The sequence below is a fragment of the Micromonospora sp. NPDC005205 genome (genome assembly GCF_040608275.1).
In the GTDB taxonomy this organism is placed as follows: domain Bacteria; phylum Actinomycetota; class Actinomycetes; order Mycobacteriales; family Micromonosporaceae; genus Micromonospora.
This window is the reverse complement of record NZ_JBEXHV010000024.1, coordinates 73,754-91,792: the sequence shown is the minus strand read 5'-3', so window position 1 is coordinate 91,792 and position 18,039 is coordinate 73,754. Positions and strand designations below refer to the sequence as shown.

Genomic DNA, 18,039 nt, shown 5'->3' with positions numbered 1-18,039 from the left:
AGGACCGGCGCGGACCAGGACCGGCGCGGACCAGGACCGGCGCGGACCAGGACCGGCGCGGACCAGGACCGGCGCGGACCAGGACCGGCGCGGACCAGGACCGGCGCGGACCAGGACCGGCGCGGACCGAACGGGGGCAGCGCGTGGCGCGGCGTCGACCCACCAGGAGTAGCGCACGGCGCGGCGTGGGCTGGGCGAGGGCCCGGCGCCCTTCCAGCCTGGCCGGGCGCAGGGCGCTCGGGAGGGACGGGGGCAGGGCCCTCGGGAGGGACGGGGGCGAGGGCTCCGCGCGCCCCTGAATTCTTTTCGACATCGGCTATTGACGTCGCCGTAACAGGTGGCCTAGCGTCCTGTCGAACCGCTTCGTCGAAACGCTTCGACGAAGTTCGGGAGCGGTCCCACCCCAGGCCGGAGGAGGTGCGCGGTGGCCACCATGCACGACGTCGCCCGCCTCGCACAGGTCTCGGTCAGCACCGTCTCGTACGTGCTCACCGGCACCCGGCCGATCTCGCAGGCCACCCGTAACAAGGTGCTCGCCGCGATGGCGCAGCTCGACTACCAGCCCAACGCGATGGCCCGTGGGTTGGCCAGTCGCCGCAGCCGGATCCTCGGCCTGCTGATGCCGATGGACGAGCGTGGCCTCGGCGCCACCGAGACCGCGTTCGTCACCGGTGCCGCCGCCGCGGCCAGCGTCGCCGGCTACCACCTGGTGCTCTCGCCGGTCGGTGGGGGCAACCTCGACGACCTGCGTCGGCTGGCCAGTCAGCGGATGCTCGACGGGGTCGTGCTGATGGAGGTCCAGCTGGCTGACGAGCGGGTCACTGTGCTCCAGGAGGCGGGGGTGCCGCTGGTGCTGATCGGCCGCACGGGCGACACCAGCACGCTCTCCTACGTCGACATCGACTTCGACCAGACCGTTCGGGAGGCTGTCGCGCACCTGGTCGGCCTCGGGCATCGGCGCATCGTCTACGTCAACCACTCGGCCGCGACGTTGGCCAGCGGTTACGGGCCGGCGTTGCGTACCCGTGACGCCTTCAGCGCGGCGATGACCGGGCACGGCCTGGAGCCGGTGATGATCGCGGCCGAGGACAGCGCCGCCGGCGGGCGGGCCGCCCTGGCCGCCGCGTTCGCGCAGGCCCCGGAGCTGACGGCGGTGTTGGCGATGAACGAGACGGCGATCTTCGGCATTCTCGGTGAGCTGACCGGCCGCGGGTTGTCGGTGCCCGACGACGTCTCCGTCGTCTCGATGGTCACCTCGCCGCAGGTTGCCGAGCTGGCCACCCCGGCGCTGACCGCGATGACGTCACCCGGTTCGGCGCTCGGCCGGATCGCGATCGAGGCGCTGACGCGCCAGCTGGATGGCCCCGCTGACCTTCGTCACCAGCAACTGCTGCCGTGCGCGTTGGAGATCCGTGGGTCGACCGCCGTGCCCCGAAGCCACCAGCTGATGGGGGCCGATCAGTAAATGGCCCGCCGCCGCGCTGCAACGCGACGACGGGCCCCGTGAAGTACCGGCTAGATACTCAACGAGGAGGATGCTAATGCAGCGATTCCACCGGCTCGTCGCCGCGATCGCCCTGGCGGCGATGGCGACGACCACCGTGGCCGCGTGCGGCGGTGGTGACAGCGGGGACGACAGTGACGCCAAGACCCTCAAGCTCTGGCACTACGAGAGCGAGAACAGCGCCATGGGGGTCGGCTGGGACCGGGCGATCGAGATCTTCAAGTCCGAGCACCCGGGCGTGGAGGTGCGCTTCGAGCGCAAGGCGTTCGAGCAGATCCAGCAGAACGCCGGGATGATCATCAACTCGTCCGAGGGCCCGGACATCATGGAGTACAACAAGGGCAACGCGACCGCCGGGCTGCTCTCCTCCCAGGGCCTGCTGGCCGACCTGAGCAGCGAGGCCGACAAGCGCGGCTGGGCCGGCAAGCTCAGCCCCAGCCTGCAGACCACCGCCCGGTACAGCGACAAGGGCGTGATGGGCTCCGGCAAGTGGTTCGGCGTGCCGAACTACGGCGAGTACGTCACCGTCTACTACAACAAGGACCTGTTCCAGAGCAACGGCGTCAAGGTCCCGACCTCGATGGCCGAGATGACCGCCGCGATGGACACCTTCGTCGGCAAGGGCATCACCCCGCTGGGCATGGCCGGCGCCGAGTACCCGGCCGGGCAGCTCTTCTACCAGCTCGCCCTCTCCAAGGCCGACCGGCAGTTCGTCGACAACTACCAGCTCTACAAGAACCCGGTCGACTTCAAGGCCGACCCGCTCAAGTACGGCGCGGACACCTTCGCGCAGTGGGTGCAGAAGGGTTACGTCGCGAAGAACTCGGCCAGCCTCAAGGCCGAGGACATGGGCACCGCCTTCATCGGCGGCAAGGTTCCGATGATCGTCTCGGGTAGCTGGTGGTACGGCCGGTTCAAGACCGAGATGAAGGCCAACTGGGACACCTTCCTCTTCCCCGGCAACACCCTGCAGGCCGGCTCCTCCGGCAACCTCTGGGTCGTCCCGGAGAACAGCAAGGCCAAGAGCCTGGCGTACGACTTCATCGACATCACCCTGCGTCCGGAGATCCAGGACCTGATCGGCAACAACGGTGGTGTTCCGGTCGCCGCTGACGCGTCGAAGATCAGCGACCCGAAGGACCGCAAGCTGATCGAGGACTTCAACACGGTCAGCAAGTCCGACGGGCTCGCCTTCTACCCGGACTGGCCGGTCCCCGGCTACTACGACGTGCTGGTCTCCGGCTTCCAGGGTCTGATCAACGGCTCGAAGTCGCCCGACCAGGTTCTCGACACGATCGCCAAGCCGTACGCCGATGGCGTCAAGGAGATCACCGGCAAGTGACACGGCGAGCGGCGGGCGCGACCGGTGCGCGCCCGCCCACCCCGCCGGGAAGGATCTTCCATGGCAGTCTCCGAGACGGTCGCCGCCACACCGCCGGCCGCGACCCCCACCCCGCCCGCGCCCAGCCGCAGACGCCGCGGCCGCAACGCGGCGTACTGGCTCTACCTGCTCCCCGGAGCGGTGCTCTTTCTCCTGGTCATCGGCGCGCCGCTGGTCGGCACCCTCTACCTGTCGCTGACCAAGTGGTCCGGCATCGGCGACCCCCGGTGGGTCGGCCTGGACAACTACCGGCTGTTGCTCCAGGACGACGTGTTCTGGGCGTCGTTCCGCAACACCGTCTGGATGCTCGTCGCGATGGTGGTGGTGCCCACGGTGCTGGGGCTGCTGCTCGCCGCGGTGCTCTTCGACGTCGTCGGCCGCCGGTTCAAGCCCCGCACCGCCGCCGCGCTGCGGGCCGCGTTCTACCTCCCGCAGGTGCTGCCCGTCGTGGTGGCCGGCATCGTCTGGGGCTGGATCCTGCGCCCCGACGGCGCGTTCAACAGCCTTCTCGACGTGGTCGGTCTCGGCGCGTTACGCCATGACTGGCTCGGCGACCCGGGCACCGCCCTGCCGGCCGTGATGGCCGTGATGATCTGGGTGCAGATCGGCTACCCGGTGGTCGTCTTCATGGCGGCGTTGCAGCGGGTCGACCCCGAGCTGTACGAGGCGGCCGAGGTCGACGGCGCGAACTGGCTGCACCGGTTCCGGGCGATCACCCTTCCGCAGATCCGGCCGGAGACCTTCGTGGTGGCCCTGACCTGCACCATCGCCGCGTTGAAGGTGTTCGGGCCGATCTTCGCGCTGACCCGGGGTGGTCCGGACAACGCGACGAACGTGCCGAGCTACTTCGCCTACTACACGTTCTTCAAGAAGCTGCAGGTTGGCTACGGCTCCGCGATCTCCACGGTGCTGACACTGATCATCGTGGTGGTGGCCGGGGTCTTCATCTGGATGCAGGCCCGCAGCGAGCGCCGGGACCGGGGGTTCTGACATGGCCGTCACGCTCACACCGAGCCCCGCGCCGGTGACGCCGGCCCGGCCCGTACGCGATCGACACCACCGTGGCGTCAGCCGCTGGGTGGTGCTCGCCCTGGTCACCCTCGGCGCGCTCGTCATGCTGGTGCCGTTCGCGTTCATGCTGCTCAACGCGTTCAAGTCGCCCGGCGACTACTCGTCGGGCGGCCCGCTGAGCTGGCCGACGGAGTTCTACACCAAGGGTCTGCGCACGTACTGGACCGAGGTCAACTTCCCGCTGAAGTTCTGGAACTCGGCGGTCATCGCCGGCTCGGTGGCAGTGCTCGGCGTCGCCGTGTCACTGCTCAACGCCTACGCGCTGGGCATCGGCCGGGTCCGGGGCCGGCTGTGGATCGTGGGTCTCTTCCTGCTGGCCAACATGCTGCCGCAGGAGGCGCTGATCTACCCGCTGTACTACGCGGCGAAGCAGGTCGGCCTCTACAACACCCAGCTCTCGGTGATCATCATCTTCACCGTGATCCAGAGCGCGTTCGGCACGTACCTGCTCGCCTCGGTGATGGGCACGTTCCCGCGCTCGCTGCTGGAGGCCGCCGCGCTGGACGGCGCCGGCAAGTGGACGGTGCTGTGGCGGGTGGTCTTCCCCAACCTGCGGCCCACCCTCGCGGTGCTGCTCATCTTCTTCTTCATCTGGACGTGGAACGAGTTCCTTATCCCGCTGGTCATGCTGATCGACAACCAGACGCAGACCATTCCGGTCGCGCTCGCGTCGTTGCAGGGCGACCGGCTGATGGACGCCCCGACCACGAACGCCGGCGCGCTGATCAGCCTGGTGCCGGCCATCCTCTTCTTCCTCATCTTCCAGCGCACTCTGGCGCGCGGCATCACGGCAGGAGCCGAGAAGTGAAGTTCACCGACGGGTACTGGCAGCTGCGCCCCGGCGTCAGCGTCCTGCGCCCCGGCATCGTGGAGTCGGTCGAGCCGGACGAGCGCGGCTTCACCGTCTTCGCACCGACCGGTCAGATCACCGGCCGCGGCGACACCCTCAACCGCCCCCTGGTCACCGTCCGGTTCTTCTCCCCCGCCCCCGGTGTCATCGGCGTGACCATCGCCCACCACACCGGAGGGCTACCCCGCGAGCCGCACTTCGGGCTGAGCACCGACGACACCCATCCGGTCACCGTCGACGTCACCGGGCTCAGCGCGACACTGACCACCGGTGAACTGACCGCGCGGGTCGCGCTCATCGACGGGTGGCGGGTCGACTTCCTGCACGGCGACCGGCTGGTCACCGCGTCCACCGCACGCAGCATCGGCGTCGTCACCGACGCCGAGGGCCGCCGGCACGTACACGAACGGCTCGCCCTCGGTGTCGGCGAGACGGTGTACGGGTTGGGCGAGCGCTTCGGCCCGTTCGTGAAGAACGGGCAGACCGTCGACATCTGGAACGCCGACGGAGGCACCGCCAGCGAGCAGGCGTACAAGAACGTGCCGTTCTACCTGAGCAGCGCCGGCTACGGGGTCTTCGTCGACCACCCGGAGCACGTGTCGTTCGAGGTCGGCTCCGAGGTCGTCGCTCAGACCCAGTTCAGCGTCGAGGGCCAGTCGCTCACCTACTACGTCATCGACGGACCCCACCCGAAGGACGTGCTGCGCCGCTACACCGCCCTCACCGGCCGTCCGGCCCGGATCCCCGCCTGGTCGTACGGCCTCTGGTTGTCAACCTCGTTCACCACCTCGTACGACGAGAAGACGGTGACCGAGTTCGTCGACGGGATGGCCGAGCGGGGGCTGCCGTTGTCGGTGTTCCACTTCGACTGTTTCTGGATGCGTCAGTTCCACTGGGTCGACTTCATCTGGGACCCGGCGACCTTCGGAGACCCGGAGGGGATGCTGCGCCGGCTGCACGAGCGCGACCTGAAGGTGTGCGTCTGGATCAACCCGTACATCGCGCAGCGCTCGTACCTCTTCGAGGAGGGCCGCGAGGCCGGTTACCTGGTCCGCAACCCGGACGGTTCGGTCTGGCAGTGGGACAAGTGGCAGGCCGGCATGGCGCTCGTCGACTTCACCAACCCGGACGCGGTCCGCTGGTTCACCGGCAAACTCAAGGCCCTGCTGGACATGGGCGTCGACTGCTTCAAGACCGACTTCGGTGAGCGCATACCGACCGACGTGGTGTGGCACGACGGCTCGGACCCGCAGCGGATGCACAACTACTACTCGTACCTCTACAACAAGGCCGTCTTCGAGTTGCTGGAGACCGAGCGCGGCGAGGGCGAGGCGGTGCTGTTCGCCCGCTCGGCCACCGCCGGCGGGCAGCAGTTCCCCGTGCACTGGGGCGGCGACTGCGAGTCGACGTTCGTCGCGATGGCCGAGTCGCTGCGCGGCGGGTTGTCCCTGGCGGCCTCCGGCTTCGGCTACTGGAGCCACGACATCGGCGGCTTCGAGGGCACTCCCGACCCGGCGGTGTTCAAGCGGTGGGTCGCCTTCGGGCTGCTCTCCTCTCATTCCCGGCTGCACGGGTCCGGCTCGTACCGGGTGCCGTGGGCGTACGACGAGGAGTCCGTGGACGTGCTGCGGCACTTCACGCACCTCAAGCTCGGCCTGATGCCGTACCTGGCGGCTGCCGCCCAGGAGGCGCACCGCGACGGGACGCCGGTGATGCGCCCGATGTTCCTGGAGTTCCCGGACGACCCGGCGACGACGCACCTGGACCGGCAGTACATGCTCGGCCCGGACGTGCTGGTCGCCCCGGTGCTCAGCGCCGACGGCGACGTCACGTACTACGTACCCGCCGGCACCTGGACGCACCTGGTCACCGGCGCGCAGGTCACCGGCCCGGCCTGGCTGACCGAGAAGCACGACTTCGACAGCCTGCCGGTGCTGGCCCGACCGGGCGCGGTCATCCCGTTCGGCTCGCGCACCGACCGACCGGACTACGAGTGGGCCGACGATGTGCGGCTGCGGGTGTACGCACCGGCCGAGGGGCAGCGGACCCGGGTACGGGTACCGTCACCCGGCAACGGGCCGGGTGCCGAGTTCGACGTGCGCTACGAGGGTGGGACGGTCAGCGCCGAACTGGTGGCCGGCACCTCGACGGGCTACATCTGCGAGATCCAGGGGACGCAACGATGACGCAACACCACTTCCCGGAGAGCTTCGTCTGGGGCTCGGCGACGGCTGCGTACCAGATCGAGGGCGCGGCGACCGAGGACGGGCGCGGACCGTCCATCTGGGACACCTACAGCCACACACCGGGTCGAACCCTCAACGGTGACACCGGTGACGTGGCCGCCGACCACTACCACCGGTGGGCCGACGACCTCGGGCACATCGCCGACCTGGGGCTCGGTGCGTACCGGTTCTCCATCTCCTGGCCCCGGGTGCAGCCGGGCGGCTCGGGCCGGTTCAACCAGGCCGGCATCGACTTCTACTCGCGGCTGGTGGACGGGCTGCTGGAGCGGGGCGTCCGCCCGGTAGCCACCATGTACCACTGGGACCTGCCGCAGGAGTTGGAGGACGCCGGCGGGTGGGCGGCGCGGGAGACCGCGTTGCGCTTCCAGGAGTACGCGGCGGGCATCGTCGGTGCGCTGGGCGACCGGGTGCACACCTGGACGACGCTCAACGAGCCGTGGTGCTCCGCGTACCTGGGCTACGCCTCCGGCGTGCACGCGCCGGGTCGGACCGAGCCGGCGGCGGCGCTGGCCGCGGTGCACCACCTCAACCTCGCGCACGGCCTGGCCGGTCGGGTGGTCCGGGAGCTGGCCCCGTCCGCCGAGCTGTCGGTGACCCTGAACCTGCACGTCATCCGGGGTGCGTCGGACTCGGCGGCCGACCAGGACGCGGTCCGGCGGATCGACGCGCTGGCGAACCGGGCGTTCCTCGGCCCGATGCTGGACGGGGAGTACCCGGCCGACCTGCTGGCCGACACCGCTTCCGTCACCGACTGGTCGTTCGTGCGCGAGGGCGACGAGAAGCTGATCGCGGTGCCGCTTGACGTGCTCGGGGTCAACTACTACTCCAGCACCCTGGTCCGGGCGTGGGACGGGGTGTCGGCCCGCTCCGACGCCGACGGGCACGGCGCGTCGACCTCGACGCCGTGGGTCGCCGCGGAGAACGTCGACTTCCTGCCGCAGCCCGGCCCGTACACGGCGATGGGTTGGAACATCGACCCGCCGGCGCTGACCGAGCTGCTGCTGCGCCTCCAGCGCGAATACCCCAACCAGCCCATGATGATCACCGAGAACGGCGCGGCGTTCGACGATGTGGTGTCGGCCGACGGCCGGATCCACGACGAACGTCGGATCGACTACCTGCGTCGGCACATCGGCGCGATGGCCGACGCCCGCGCGCAGGGCGCGGACGTGCGCGGCTACTTCGTCTGGTCGTTGTTGGACAACTTCGAGTGGGGCTACGGCTACGACCGTCGCTTCGGCATCATCCGGGTCGACTACGACACCCAGGTACGCACCTGGAAGGACAGCGCCCACTGGTACCAGCGTCTCGCCGACACCGGCGAGCTGGACCAGGCGGCGGAGTAGACACGCCGCGACACTGCAGGTGTCACGGCGGTCGACCGGAGCCCCGCGCCCTGCGCCCTGCGTCCTGCGCCCTGCGCCCTGCCGCGCCGATCATGGAGTTGTGGTGGGTGACAAAGTCCCCATTAGCCCCCCAAAATGGGCACCACAATTCCATGATCGGCGAGGGCGGACCGAGCGGCGTGGCGCCTAGACCCCGACGCGCTGTGGCGGGACGGTGAGCCCGTACATCTCCATCAGCTCCGGAGTGTCGACCCGGCTGCCGTCGGCCACCGAGTCGCAGGCGATGTCGACGATCTGGTCCTTGTGCGCCAACAGGTACGGCCGGGCGCCGACGTCGGCGCTGGCCAGGGTCGCGATGCCGGGCCAGTGCCGGCGGCCGAACAGCATCGGGTAGCCGCGCAGCCCGTCGTAGGTGGCGCAGACCAGCACGTCCGGGTACGGCAGCGCGGCCACCCGGCTGACCGCCTCGGCGGTCAGGCCCGGCATGTCGACCGGCACCACCACCACCGCCTCGATCCCCTCGTCGTCCATGGCGGCCAGGCCGGCCCGGATGGACGAGCCGACCCCGGTGCCCCACGCCTTGTTGATCACGACGGTCGCCTTGCCCAGGTCGGCGGTTTCCTGGACCTGCTCGGCGGCAGCGCCCAGGACGACCACGATCTGCTCGCAGCCCGCCTCGGTCATCGTGTCGATCATCTGATTCACCAGCGGCTTGGCGCCCTGGTGCAGCAACGCCTCGGGACCACCGATCCGTCGTCCCCCGCCTGCGGCGATGATCATTCCTGCGATCCCGTTCAGCTGCGCCCCCTCAAGCATGGGAGCGACCGCGACCGATCCGCCCCCTCCTACGGACACTGCAACGAGGAGCGCCAGCCAGGGGTGGCGGGGCGAAAAGGAGAAATAGCACAACCGTTATACACCGGACCGCAGCCGCTCCGCTCCGCTGCCACCCCTGACGCGAGCCGTTGATCAAGTGATCAAAAGTAGGTCGGGAGGGCTCCTGGAACCTACTTTTCGTCACTTGATCATGGCGCGAGCGCGGGTCAGGCCGCGTCGGCGTAGCAGTCGACGATGGACAGGTCCAGTGGGAACCGGACCGGCGTCGCACCGAAGAGCAGCGCGGAGGCTCGCTCGCCCGACCGGTTGACAGCCTCGGCGACCGCGTCCGCCTGACCGGCCGGCGCGTGCACGACCACCTCGTCGTGCTGGAAGAAGACCAGCTCGGCGTCGGTGCCGGACAGCTCCGTCCGCAGCGTGGCCAGCAACGTGGAGGCCCACTCCGCCGCCGTGGCCTGGATGACGAAGTTGCGGGTGAAGCGCCCCCGGGACCGGGCGGCACGCGCCCGCGGACTGTGCGGATCACCCGCCCGCTCCGGGTCGGCGGGCTCGTCGTCGAGATCACCGAACCCCACCGAGCCGGGCGGACACGTCCGCCCCAGCCACGACCGCACCAGCCCACCCGTCTCACCGGTACGCGCCGCGGCCTCGACGTAACCGAACGCCGTCGGGTAGCTGCGCTTCAGCACCGCCAACGCGGGCACCGCGGCCCCGCCGGTCTGCCCGTACATCGCGCCGAGCAGGGCCACCTTGGCCTTGGCCCGGTCACCGCCGAACGAGTCCCGGGCCAGGGCCGCGTAGAGGTCGCCGGCACCGCCCGCCGCCGCCAACCGCGCGTCGCCGGAGACCGCGGCCAGCACCCGGGGCTCCAACTGGCCGGCGTCGGCGACCACCAACCGCCAGCCCGGATCGGCCACCACCGCCCGGCGGATCACCTTGGGAATCTGCAACGCGCCACCACCCCGCGTGGCCCACCGGCCGGAGACGACCCCAGCCGGCACGTACTCCGGGTGGAACCGGCCGCCCCGGGCCCACTGATCGAGCCAGGACCAGCCGTGCGCCGTCCAGATCCGGTACAGCTCCTTGTATTCCAGCACCAGCGGCACCGCCGGATGGTCCACCCCACGCAGCACCCAGGCCCGGGTGTTGGGCAGCTCCACCCCGGCCCGGGCGAACGCCTTCAGCAGCTCCGCCGGAGAGTCGGTGTGCAGGCCGCGTACGCCGAGCGCGTCGGCGATCCGGGCGGCCAGCTCGGCGAGTCGGCGTGGCGGACCACCGACCGGGGACGCCTCGCCGAGCAGCTCGTGCAGGATCTCGTTGTGCACGTCGGCCCGCCAGGGCAGCCCGACGACACCCATCTCCGCCGCGATCAGCGCGCCGGCCGACTCCGCGGCCACCAGCAACCGGAACCGGCCGGGGTGCTCGGTCGCGGCGACGCGGGTGAGCTGGTCGGCGTACACCTGGGTCAGTGCCTCGATGCCCGGGCCCGGCGGACCGGGCACTGTGTCGAAGAGCGCGCCCTGCCCGTGCCCGGGTGGCGCTGCGACGCGCGGCGGCGGGTCGGGCGGCACCGTCGCGCCGGTCAGCCGGGCCCAGGCGGCGGCCAACGAGCGGGGCTCACCCCAACGGCCCACGTGCCCGAGCAGCAACGCCTCGGTCAACTCCACGTCGTGACACCGATCGACCCGGACGCCGGCGCGCAACAGCGTCGGGTAGAGCGCCGTGGCGGTCGACCAGACCCAGCGCGGGTGCTCGGCGGCCTCGCGGGCGGCGACCGCGGCGACCAGATCGGTGACGACCTCGGGTCGGCCGGTCGGCCGGCCGGTGGCGTCCAGCGGGCACAGCACTCCCCCACCCCGCTCGTCGGACACCACCGCCACCAGCACGAACGTGATTCTGCCTCTCCCCTCCGACAGGAACGGAGGCGTACCTCACCGTCGTCGGGCCGGTGGGCTGTCGGGGCCGGTCGGTAGCGTGATCGGGTGCCTCCCCAGATCCCGCATCCCGATCCTGGCACCCCCGACGCCCGCGGTCCGATGCGCTACCTCTGGTGGCTCGTCCGCTGCCAACCCTGGCGGGTGCTGCGCGGCAGCCTGATCGGCACCGCCTGGATGATCGGGCTCTCGGCCCGGCCCTACCTGATCGCCCGCGCCGTCGACGACGGGCTGCGCGAACGCGACACCCAGGCCCTGGCGCTCTGGGTAGCGGCGATCGTCGTCGCGGGCGTGGCCCTGTCCTACCTGGGCATCATGCGGCACCGCACGATGACCTTCATCCGGGAGGACGCCAAGGCCCGCTCGGCGGAGGTTCTGCTGCGCCACCTGTCCCGCATCGGCGCGGTGCTGCCCCGGCGGGTCGGCGCGGGCGAGGTGTCCACCATCGGCGGCTCCGACATCGACTGGACCGCGCAGGTGCTGACGCTGACCGGGCCCGGCGTCGGCGCTGTCATCGCGTACGGGGTGATCGCCGTGGTGCTCTGGTCGGTCTCCCCGATGCTCGCGGTCTGCGTGCTGGTGGGGGTGCCGGTGGTCGGTCTGATCGTGGGGCCGCTGCTGCGCCGCCTGGAGCAGGTCGAATCGGTCTACCGCCGGCAACAGGGCGCGCTCACCGCCCGATCCGGTGACATCGTCGCCGGGCTACGGGTGCTCGCCGGGGTGGGCGGCCGGGACCTGTTCGCCCGGCGGTACGCGGCCCGGTCCCAGGAGCTGCGCGCCGAGGGCTACCGGGTCGGCGCGGTGAACAGCTGGATCGACGCGGCGACGGTCGCCATCCCCGGGTTGTTCCTGGCGGCGGTGGTGTGGCTGACGGCCCGGATGGCGGTGACCGGCGACGTCACGATCGGCGAGTTGGTCGCCGTCTACGGCTACGTGGCGACCCTGATCGTGCCGGTCTGGTTTCTGCTGGAGGGCAGTTACCAGCTCATTCGCGGCCGGGTCGCCGCCCGACGGATCGCCGACCTGCTCAACGTGACACCGGACGACGTCGGTGGCCCGGGCCGCCGGTGGCCGGGCGCGGTGCCCGAGGCACGCCGGCCGGACGACCTGGCCGGGCCGGACGTCCCGGCCGACCTGCACGACCCGGTGACCGGCCTGACCGTGCGCGCCGGCCACCTGACCGGGGTGGCGGTGGACGACCCGGCGGCGGCCGTGGCGTTGGCCGACCGGCTCGGCCGGTACGTGGCCAGCGACGTCACCTGGGGCGGCGGGCCGCTGCGCGAGGTCGCTCTGGACGAGGTGCGCGCGCGGATCCTCGTCGCCGACCACGACTCCTACCTCTTCGCCGGCACCCTGCGCGACATCCTGCAAGCCGGGGCCGACGACGATGACGAACGGGTCGGCGCGGCCCTGCGGACCGCGTCGGCGCAGGACGTCGTCGACGCCCTGCCCGCCGGGCTGGACACCCCGATCGACGCCCGAGGCCGGACGCTCTCCGGCGGTCAACGCCAACGGCTGCGCCTGGCCCGGGCGTTGAGCAGCGAACCGGAGGTGCTGATCCTCGTCGACCCGACGTCGGCGGTGGACGCGCACACCGAGGCGCGGATCGCCGAGCGGCTGGGGGCCGCGCGGGCCGGGCGGACCACAGTGGTGATCGCCACGTCGCCGCTGCTGCTCGGCCGGGCCGACGTGGTCGCGCTTCTCAGCGCCGGCCGGGTCACCGCCACCGGCAGCCACGCCGACCTGCTCGACGACGACCCGGCCTACCGGCACCTGGTGGCCCGCGGCAGCGAGGAGGCGTACCGGTGAGCCGGCTGCCGGTCGCCGACCGTGGCACCGTACGCCGCGCCCTGCGGGACATGATCAGCCGGCACCGGCGCGCCGTCGGGGTCGTGCTGGCGCTGCACAGCGCCGCCGCGGTCGCCGGGCTCGCCCCGCCGTGGCTGCTGGGCACCATCGTCGACCGGGTCACCGCGGGCGCGGGCGTGGCGACAGTGGACCGGCTGGCACTGGCCATCGCCGGCTGCGTCGTGGTCAGCGCCCTGCTCTCCCGGTACGCCCAGTACGCCGGCCACCGCTTCGGCGAACGGGCCGTCGCCGAGCTGCGCGAGGAGTTCGTCTCCCGGACTCTCGGGCTGCCCGTCTCGGTCGTCGAGCGCGCCGGCTCCGGGGACCTGGCCACCCGCAGCTCGGTCGACGTGTCGACGGTCGGCACCACCGTCCGGGACGTGGTGCCCACCATGGTCATCGCCACGGTGCAGTTGACGTTGCTGTTCGGGGCCGTCTTCCTGCTGCACCCGCTGCTCGGGTTGGCCGCGCTGGCCGGGCTCCCGTCGATCGTGGCGGTGACCCGCTGGTACCTGCGCCGGGCCAGCTCCGCGTACCTCACCGAGGGCGCGGCGGCGGCCGAGCTGACCGAGACGCTGACCACCACCGCCGAGGGCGCGCGCACCGTGGAGGCGCTGCGGCTGGCCGACGACCGGATCCGGCACGGCACCACTCGCGTCACAGCGGTGTGGCGGGCCCGTCGGGCGACCCTCGCGCTGCGTACCGTGTTCTTCTCGGTCGTCGAGGCCAGCTATCCGCTGCCGGTCGCCATGGTCCTGCTCGTCGGGGGCTACCTGCTCTCCCGGGACATGGTGTCGCTCGGCGCGGTGGTCGCCGCCGCGCTCTACCTGCAGCAGGCGATCGACCCGTTGGACCGGCTGTTGCAGTGGACCGAGCAGGCGCAACGCGGCTTCGCGTCGTACGCGCGACTGCTCGGCGTGGGCATGGTCCCGCCGGAAGCGCCAGGCACTGACGCCTCGTCACGGGGTGAGCGGCTGGTCGTCAGTGGCGCCCGGTTCTCCTACTCCGACGGGCCGGACGTGCTGCACGGCATCGACCTGGAGGTGCAGCCCGGTGAGCGGCTGGCCGTCGTCGGCCCGTCCGGAGCCGGCAAGTCCACCCTGGCCCGGCTGCTGGCCGGGATCGACGCGCCACGCCACGGCGTCGTGACCATCGGCGGCTGCCCGATCACCGACCTCGACCCGGCCGAGCGACGCCGCCGGATCGCCCTGGTCACCCAGGAGCACCACGTCTTCATCGGCTCGGTACGCGACAACCTCTCCTTCGCCGCGCCCGACGCCTCCGACGAGGAGATGCGCGCCGCGCTGCTCACGGTGGGCGCCGGGTGGTTCGCCGAGCTCCCCGACGACCTGGACACCCAGCTCGGCGACGGGGCCCGTCAACTCGGTGCGGCCGAGGCCCAACAGCTCGCGCTGGCCCGGTTGGTGCTCGCCGACCCGCACACGCTGATCCTGGACGAGGCGACCGCCGCGCTCGACCCGTCCACCGCCCGCCGGACCGAACGCGCGCTGGCCGCCGTGCTGGTCGGGCGGACCGTCATCGCGATCGCGCACCGACTCAACACCGCGCACGACGCCGACCGGGTCGCCGTGCTCGCCGACGGTCGGATCACCGAGATCGGCAGCCACGACGAGCTGGTAGCGGCCGGCGGGGCGTACGCGGCGCTGTGGCGCTCCTGGCACACCCGCGTCGACGAGCGGTGAGGCGTCCTACTTCACCGCTCCGGAGGTGAGGCCGGCCTGGATCTGACGCTGGAAGACCGCGTACACGATGATCATCGGAAGGATGGCGATGGTCAGCGCGGCGAACAGCCCGGACCAGTCCGCCTCGTAGCCGGCGTTCACCGAGATGTCGGCGATGCCCTGGGTGAGCACCCACTTGTCCTTGGCGTTGGAGAGCAGCACCAACGGGAGCTGGTACTGCGCCCACTGGCCGATGATGTTGAAGATCGCCACGCTGATCAGGCCCGGCTTCGCCATCGGCATCATCACCTGGAAGAACAGGCGGGTGTGCGAGCAGCCGTCGATCATCCCCGCCTCGGCCACCGACGACGGCAGCGTCTTGAAGAACGCGGCCAGGAAGAACACGGTGAACGGCAACGAGTACGCCGAGTAGACCAGGATCACGCCGGTGTGGGTGTCGAGCAACCCGAGGTTCTTCACGACGAAGAAGAGCGGCACCAGGGCCAGGAAGACCGGGAAGGCCAACCCGGAGACGAACAGGTAGTAGACCGCCCGGTTGCCCCAGAACTTGTAACGGGCCAGCACGTACGCGGCCATCGAGCCGAGCAGCATGGTGAGGAACGTGCTGCACGACACCACGATCACGCTGTTGATGAAGTAACGGCCGACGTGCGCCTTGGTCCAGGCCCGCCCGAAGTTCTCCCACCGCAGCTCGGCCGGGAGCGTCCACGGGCTGCTGAAGATCTCGCTGGTGTTCTTGAACGCGGCCAGGAACGTCCAGAGGATCGGCACGATGACGATCACCGCCCACACGGCGAGCGCGACGTGCCCCAGGCCGGCGAAGAGCCGTACCTCCGAGCGAGGGTCCTTACGCCCCGGCCCGGCGGGGGCGGACGGGTCACCGGTCTTCGGCGGCAGCGCGGCCGGGGTCGGCGGCAGCGTCGACTGCGGATTCATCAGTACTCCACGCTTTCCCGCTTGGTGAGCCGCAGCGTCAGCGCCGCGAACGTGAGGGTGAGGAAGAACAACGCCACGCCCATCGCCGAGGCGTAGCCGTACTTCGAGTAGACGAACGCGTTGCGGTAGATCTCCATGGCCAGCACGGTGGTGGCGCCGTCCGGGCCGCCACCGTCTACCGAGAGCACCGCCACGATGGCGAACGCGTCGAACGCCGCGATCCCGAGGTACACCCAGGCCACCTGGAGCGTGTCCCAGAGCAGCGGCAGGGTGACCCGGAAGAACAACGTCACCCTCGTCGCCCCGTCCATCTCGGCGGCCTCGTAGATCTCACCGGGGATGGAGGCCATCCCCGCCGAGAAGAGCACCACGTAGAAGCCGACCGCCTGCCAGACCAGCACCGCGAGGATCGACCAGAGGGCCAGGCTCGGCTTGACCAGGAAGAGGATCGGCTCGATGCCGAACTTCATCAACACGCCGTTGATCAGGCCGGACTCGTTCGGCCGGTACACCATCTGGAACAACACCGCGATGATGGCCACCGCCAGGACCTGGGGGAAGAAGAACACCACCCGGTAGAACTTCGCCCCCCAGACCCCCTGGCGTTGACCACCGCTGCTCTTGCCGCCCACGTTGAGCAGGAAGGAGAAGAACAACGCGATGGCAATGGTGATCAGCGGCAGGGCAAGCAGCAGTACGCCGTGGTGCTGGACCGCCTTCCAGAAGGCCCCGTCGTCGAGCAACCTCTGGTAGTTGTCGAAGCCCACCCACTGCGGGGCGGACAGCCCCCGCCAGTTGGTCATCGAGATCTGGAACGCCTGCGCGTACGGCCAGATCACGAATGTCACGTACAGCGCGACCGGGGCGAACAGGAACCCGATCACGAATGGATACTTGCCGTGCCGCATGACCCTAGCTCCGATCGATCAGCGCTTGAACTTGGTGACGGAGCTGTCCTTCTTGATGGCGTCGGCGCGCTTCTGGATCCGCTCCACGAAGGCGTCGGCGTTGATCCGGCCGAACATCAGCTCGTTGGTGGCGGTACGCGCCTCGGTGTCGAGCTCCTTGTACCAGCCGTCGAAGTACAGGTTGAACACGTCCTGACCGGCTGCCTTGAGCGCGGCCTGCGAGCTGGCCACACCGGGCGGGAAGGCGAAGCCCTCCGAGCCGGCGGTGACCACGGTCGGGGCCTTGACCACCTCGGTGAAGCCCTTCGCGCCCGCCTTCGACAGCATCTGACGCATGTACTCCAGGCCACCCTTGGGGTTCTTGCTCTTGGCCGAGACGAAGTAGCCCTCACCGGCGGTGGCGCGCAGCGCGGTGGCTGGCAGCTTGTCCGATGCGGTCAGGCTCGGCACCGGCATGAGCTGGTAGTCGAAGCCGGCCGGGGTGTCCTTCTTCTGCTCGCCCTCCAGCCAGTCACCGCTGGGGTACAGGGCCACCTTGTACTGGTTCTGCCGCAGCTGCACGTCGGTGTGCTTGAGGCCCTCGAAGCTCTTGTCGCTGAACTTCGCCCCGACCTCGGCCCACGCCGCGGCCGCCTGCTTCACGGCGTCCTGCTTCCAGGCGCCGTCCTCCAGGTTGTCGATGTTCTTCAGCACGTCCGTGCCGCCGATCTTGGCGGCCTGGGTGAGGATCACGTTCCACTGGTAGTAGGCCGCGTTCGCACCGGCGTAGCCGTACGGGGTGATGCCCTTGGCCTTGATGTTCGTGAGCAGGGTCATGAACTCTTCCCAGGTCTTCGCCGGCGCCCAGCCATTGTCCTTGAACAGCTTGGCCGAGTACCAGATACCGAAGACCGTGGAGACGTAGTACAGGACGAACGGCTTGCCGTTGAAGGAACCGGCCTCGATGGTGCCCGGCACCACCGTGTCGCGGACCTTCTTGGTCGGGTCGTCGACCGACGGCGCGTCCCACAGCTCGGTGAGGTCCTGGAGCTGACCGTCGGCCACGAGCGCGCCGAAGTCCATCAGCTTCTCGCCCGAGTTGTTCACGAACTCCGGCGGGTTGCCGGAGGCGAACCGCGGCTGGAGCACAGTGGAGACGGCCTGGGTGGCCTGGTGCTTGACCTCGGCCTTGGGGAACGCCTTCTTGTACAGCGGCTCGTGCACGTCGGTGGCGTACTTCTCGCCGTAGCCACCGTTGAAGATGACCACCTCGATCGCGGCGTCCTCCTTGACGCCCAGCGGGTTCGCCTCGCTCTTGGTGCCGCCGGCGACCTGCTCGTTGTCACCGTCGCTGCCGCTGGTGGCGCACGCGCCGAGCAGGCCGATGGCCGGAGTGGCGAGCATGCCCACGGCGGCGGCGCGACGCAGGACCGTGCGACGGTCGAGTGCGGCCGGGTGTTCGGGGGTAATCGACATCGTCGTCTCTCCTTGTGAAA

General features: G+C 70.4%; 13 protein-coding genes. 8 read left to right on the top strand and 5 right to left on the bottom strand.

The features are described 5' to 3' along the window. Nucleotides 1-433 precede the first annotated feature (433 nt). The 6 genes from ABZU43_RS29860 (at nt 434) to ABZU43_RS29835 (ending at nt 8,398) form a co-directional block, all read left to right on the top strand. On the top strand, nt 434-1,465 hold the full coding sequence (locus tag ABZU43_RS29860; protein WP_355009736.1) for a LacI family DNA-binding transcriptional regulator: 1,032 nt from the start codon (nt 434-436) through the stop codon (nt 1,463-1,465). 76 nt (nt 1,466-1,541) lie between these two features. Continuing rightward, on the top strand, nt 1,542-2,846 hold the full coding sequence (locus ABZU43_RS29855) for an extracellular solute-binding protein (RefSeq protein ID WP_355009725.1): 1,305 nt from the start codon (nt 1,542-1,544) through the stop codon (nt 2,844-2,846). A 60-nt stretch (nt 2,847-2,906) separates the two neighbouring features. Beyond that, entirely contained in the window at nt 2,907-3,875 is a 969-nt protein-coding gene (locus tag ABZU43_RS29850; RefSeq protein WP_355009724.1) for a sugar ABC transporter permease, read from the top strand. A 1-nt stretch (nt 3,876) separates the two neighbouring features. Further along, entirely contained in the window at nt 3,877-4,764 is an 888-nt protein-coding gene (locus tag ABZU43_RS29845) for a carbohydrate ABC transporter permease (protein ID WP_355009723.1), read from the top strand. Next, entirely contained in the window at nt 4,761-6,992 is a 2,232-nt protein-coding gene (gene yicI / locus ABZU43_RS29840; RefSeq protein ID WP_355009722.1) for an alpha-xylosidase, read from the top strand. The genes ABZU43_RS29845 and yicI overlap by 4 nt, the downstream gene beginning before the upstream one ends. Beyond that, nucleotides 6,989-8,398 (top strand): GH1 family beta-glucosidase, encoded by a 1,410-nt coding sequence (locus ABZU43_RS29835; RefSeq protein ID WP_355009721.1) that lies wholly within the window; start codon nt 6,989-6,991, stop codon nt 8,396-8,398. The genes yicI and ABZU43_RS29835 overlap by 4 nt, the downstream gene beginning before the upstream one ends. A 186-nt stretch (nt 8,399-8,584) precedes the next feature. On the opposite strand, the gene ABZU43_RS29830 is transcribed toward ABZU43_RS29835, so the two are convergent. Continuing rightward, nucleotides 8,585-9,178: an NTP transferase domain-containing protein gene (locus tag ABZU43_RS29830; protein ID WP_355009720.1), complete on the bottom strand. Its 594-nt coding sequence runs from the start codon at nt 9,176-9,178 to the stop codon at nt 8,585-8,587. A gap of 263 nt (nt 9,179-9,441) precedes the next feature. Next, on the bottom strand, nt 9,442-11,151 hold the full coding sequence (locus ABZU43_RS29825) for a bifunctional 3'-5' exonuclease/DNA polymerase (RefSeq protein WP_355009735.1): 1,710 nt from the start codon (nt 11,149-11,151) through the stop codon (nt 9,442-9,444). A gap of 120 nt (nt 11,152-11,271) precedes the next feature. Here ABZU43_RS29825 and ABZU43_RS29820 point away from each other — a divergent pair, with 120 nt between their 5' ends. After that, complete coding sequence (locus ABZU43_RS29820) at nt 11,272-12,978, top strand: ABC transporter ATP-binding protein (RefSeq protein WP_355009734.1); 1,707 nt, start codon at nt 11,272-11,274, stop codon at nt 12,976-12,978. 50 nt (nt 12,979-13,028) lie between these two features. Beyond that, nucleotides 13,029-14,720, top strand: coding sequence for an ABC transporter ATP-binding protein (locus ABZU43_RS29815; protein ID WP_355009733.1), 1,692 nt, complete (start codon nt 13,029-13,031; stop codon nt 14,718-14,720). Nucleotides 14,721-14,726: 6 nt separating this feature from the next. Here the strand turns inward: ABZU43_RS29815 and ABZU43_RS29810 are convergent, their stop codons facing one another. The 3 genes from ABZU43_RS29810 to ngcE are packed head-to-tail and all read right to left on the bottom strand — an operon-like array spanning nt 14,727 to nt 18,019. Continuing rightward, nucleotides 14,727-15,656 carry a carbohydrate ABC transporter permease gene (locus ABZU43_RS29810; protein ID WP_354878666.1) on the bottom strand — a complete coding sequence of 310 codons (930 nt, stop codon included), beginning with the start codon at nt 15,654-15,656 and terminating at the stop codon, nt 14,727-14,729. Next, the gene (locus ABZU43_RS29805) at nt 15,656-16,564 is read right to left on the bottom strand and encodes a sugar ABC transporter permease (protein ID WP_354878663.1); all 909 of its coding nucleotides are present in this window, start codon (nt 16,562-16,564) and stop codon (nt 15,656-15,658) included. The genes ABZU43_RS29810 and ABZU43_RS29805 overlap by 1 nt, the downstream gene beginning before the upstream one ends. Before the next feature lie 18 nt (nt 16,565-16,582). Further along, nucleotides 16,583-18,019 carry an N-acetylglucosamine/diacetylchitobiose ABC transporter substrate-binding protein gene (gene ngcE / locus ABZU43_RS29800; protein ID WP_355009719.1) on the bottom strand — a complete coding sequence of 479 codons (1,437 nt, stop codon included), beginning with the start codon at nt 18,017-18,019 and terminating at the stop codon, nt 16,583-16,585. Nucleotides 18,020-18,039 lie beyond the last annotated feature (20 nt).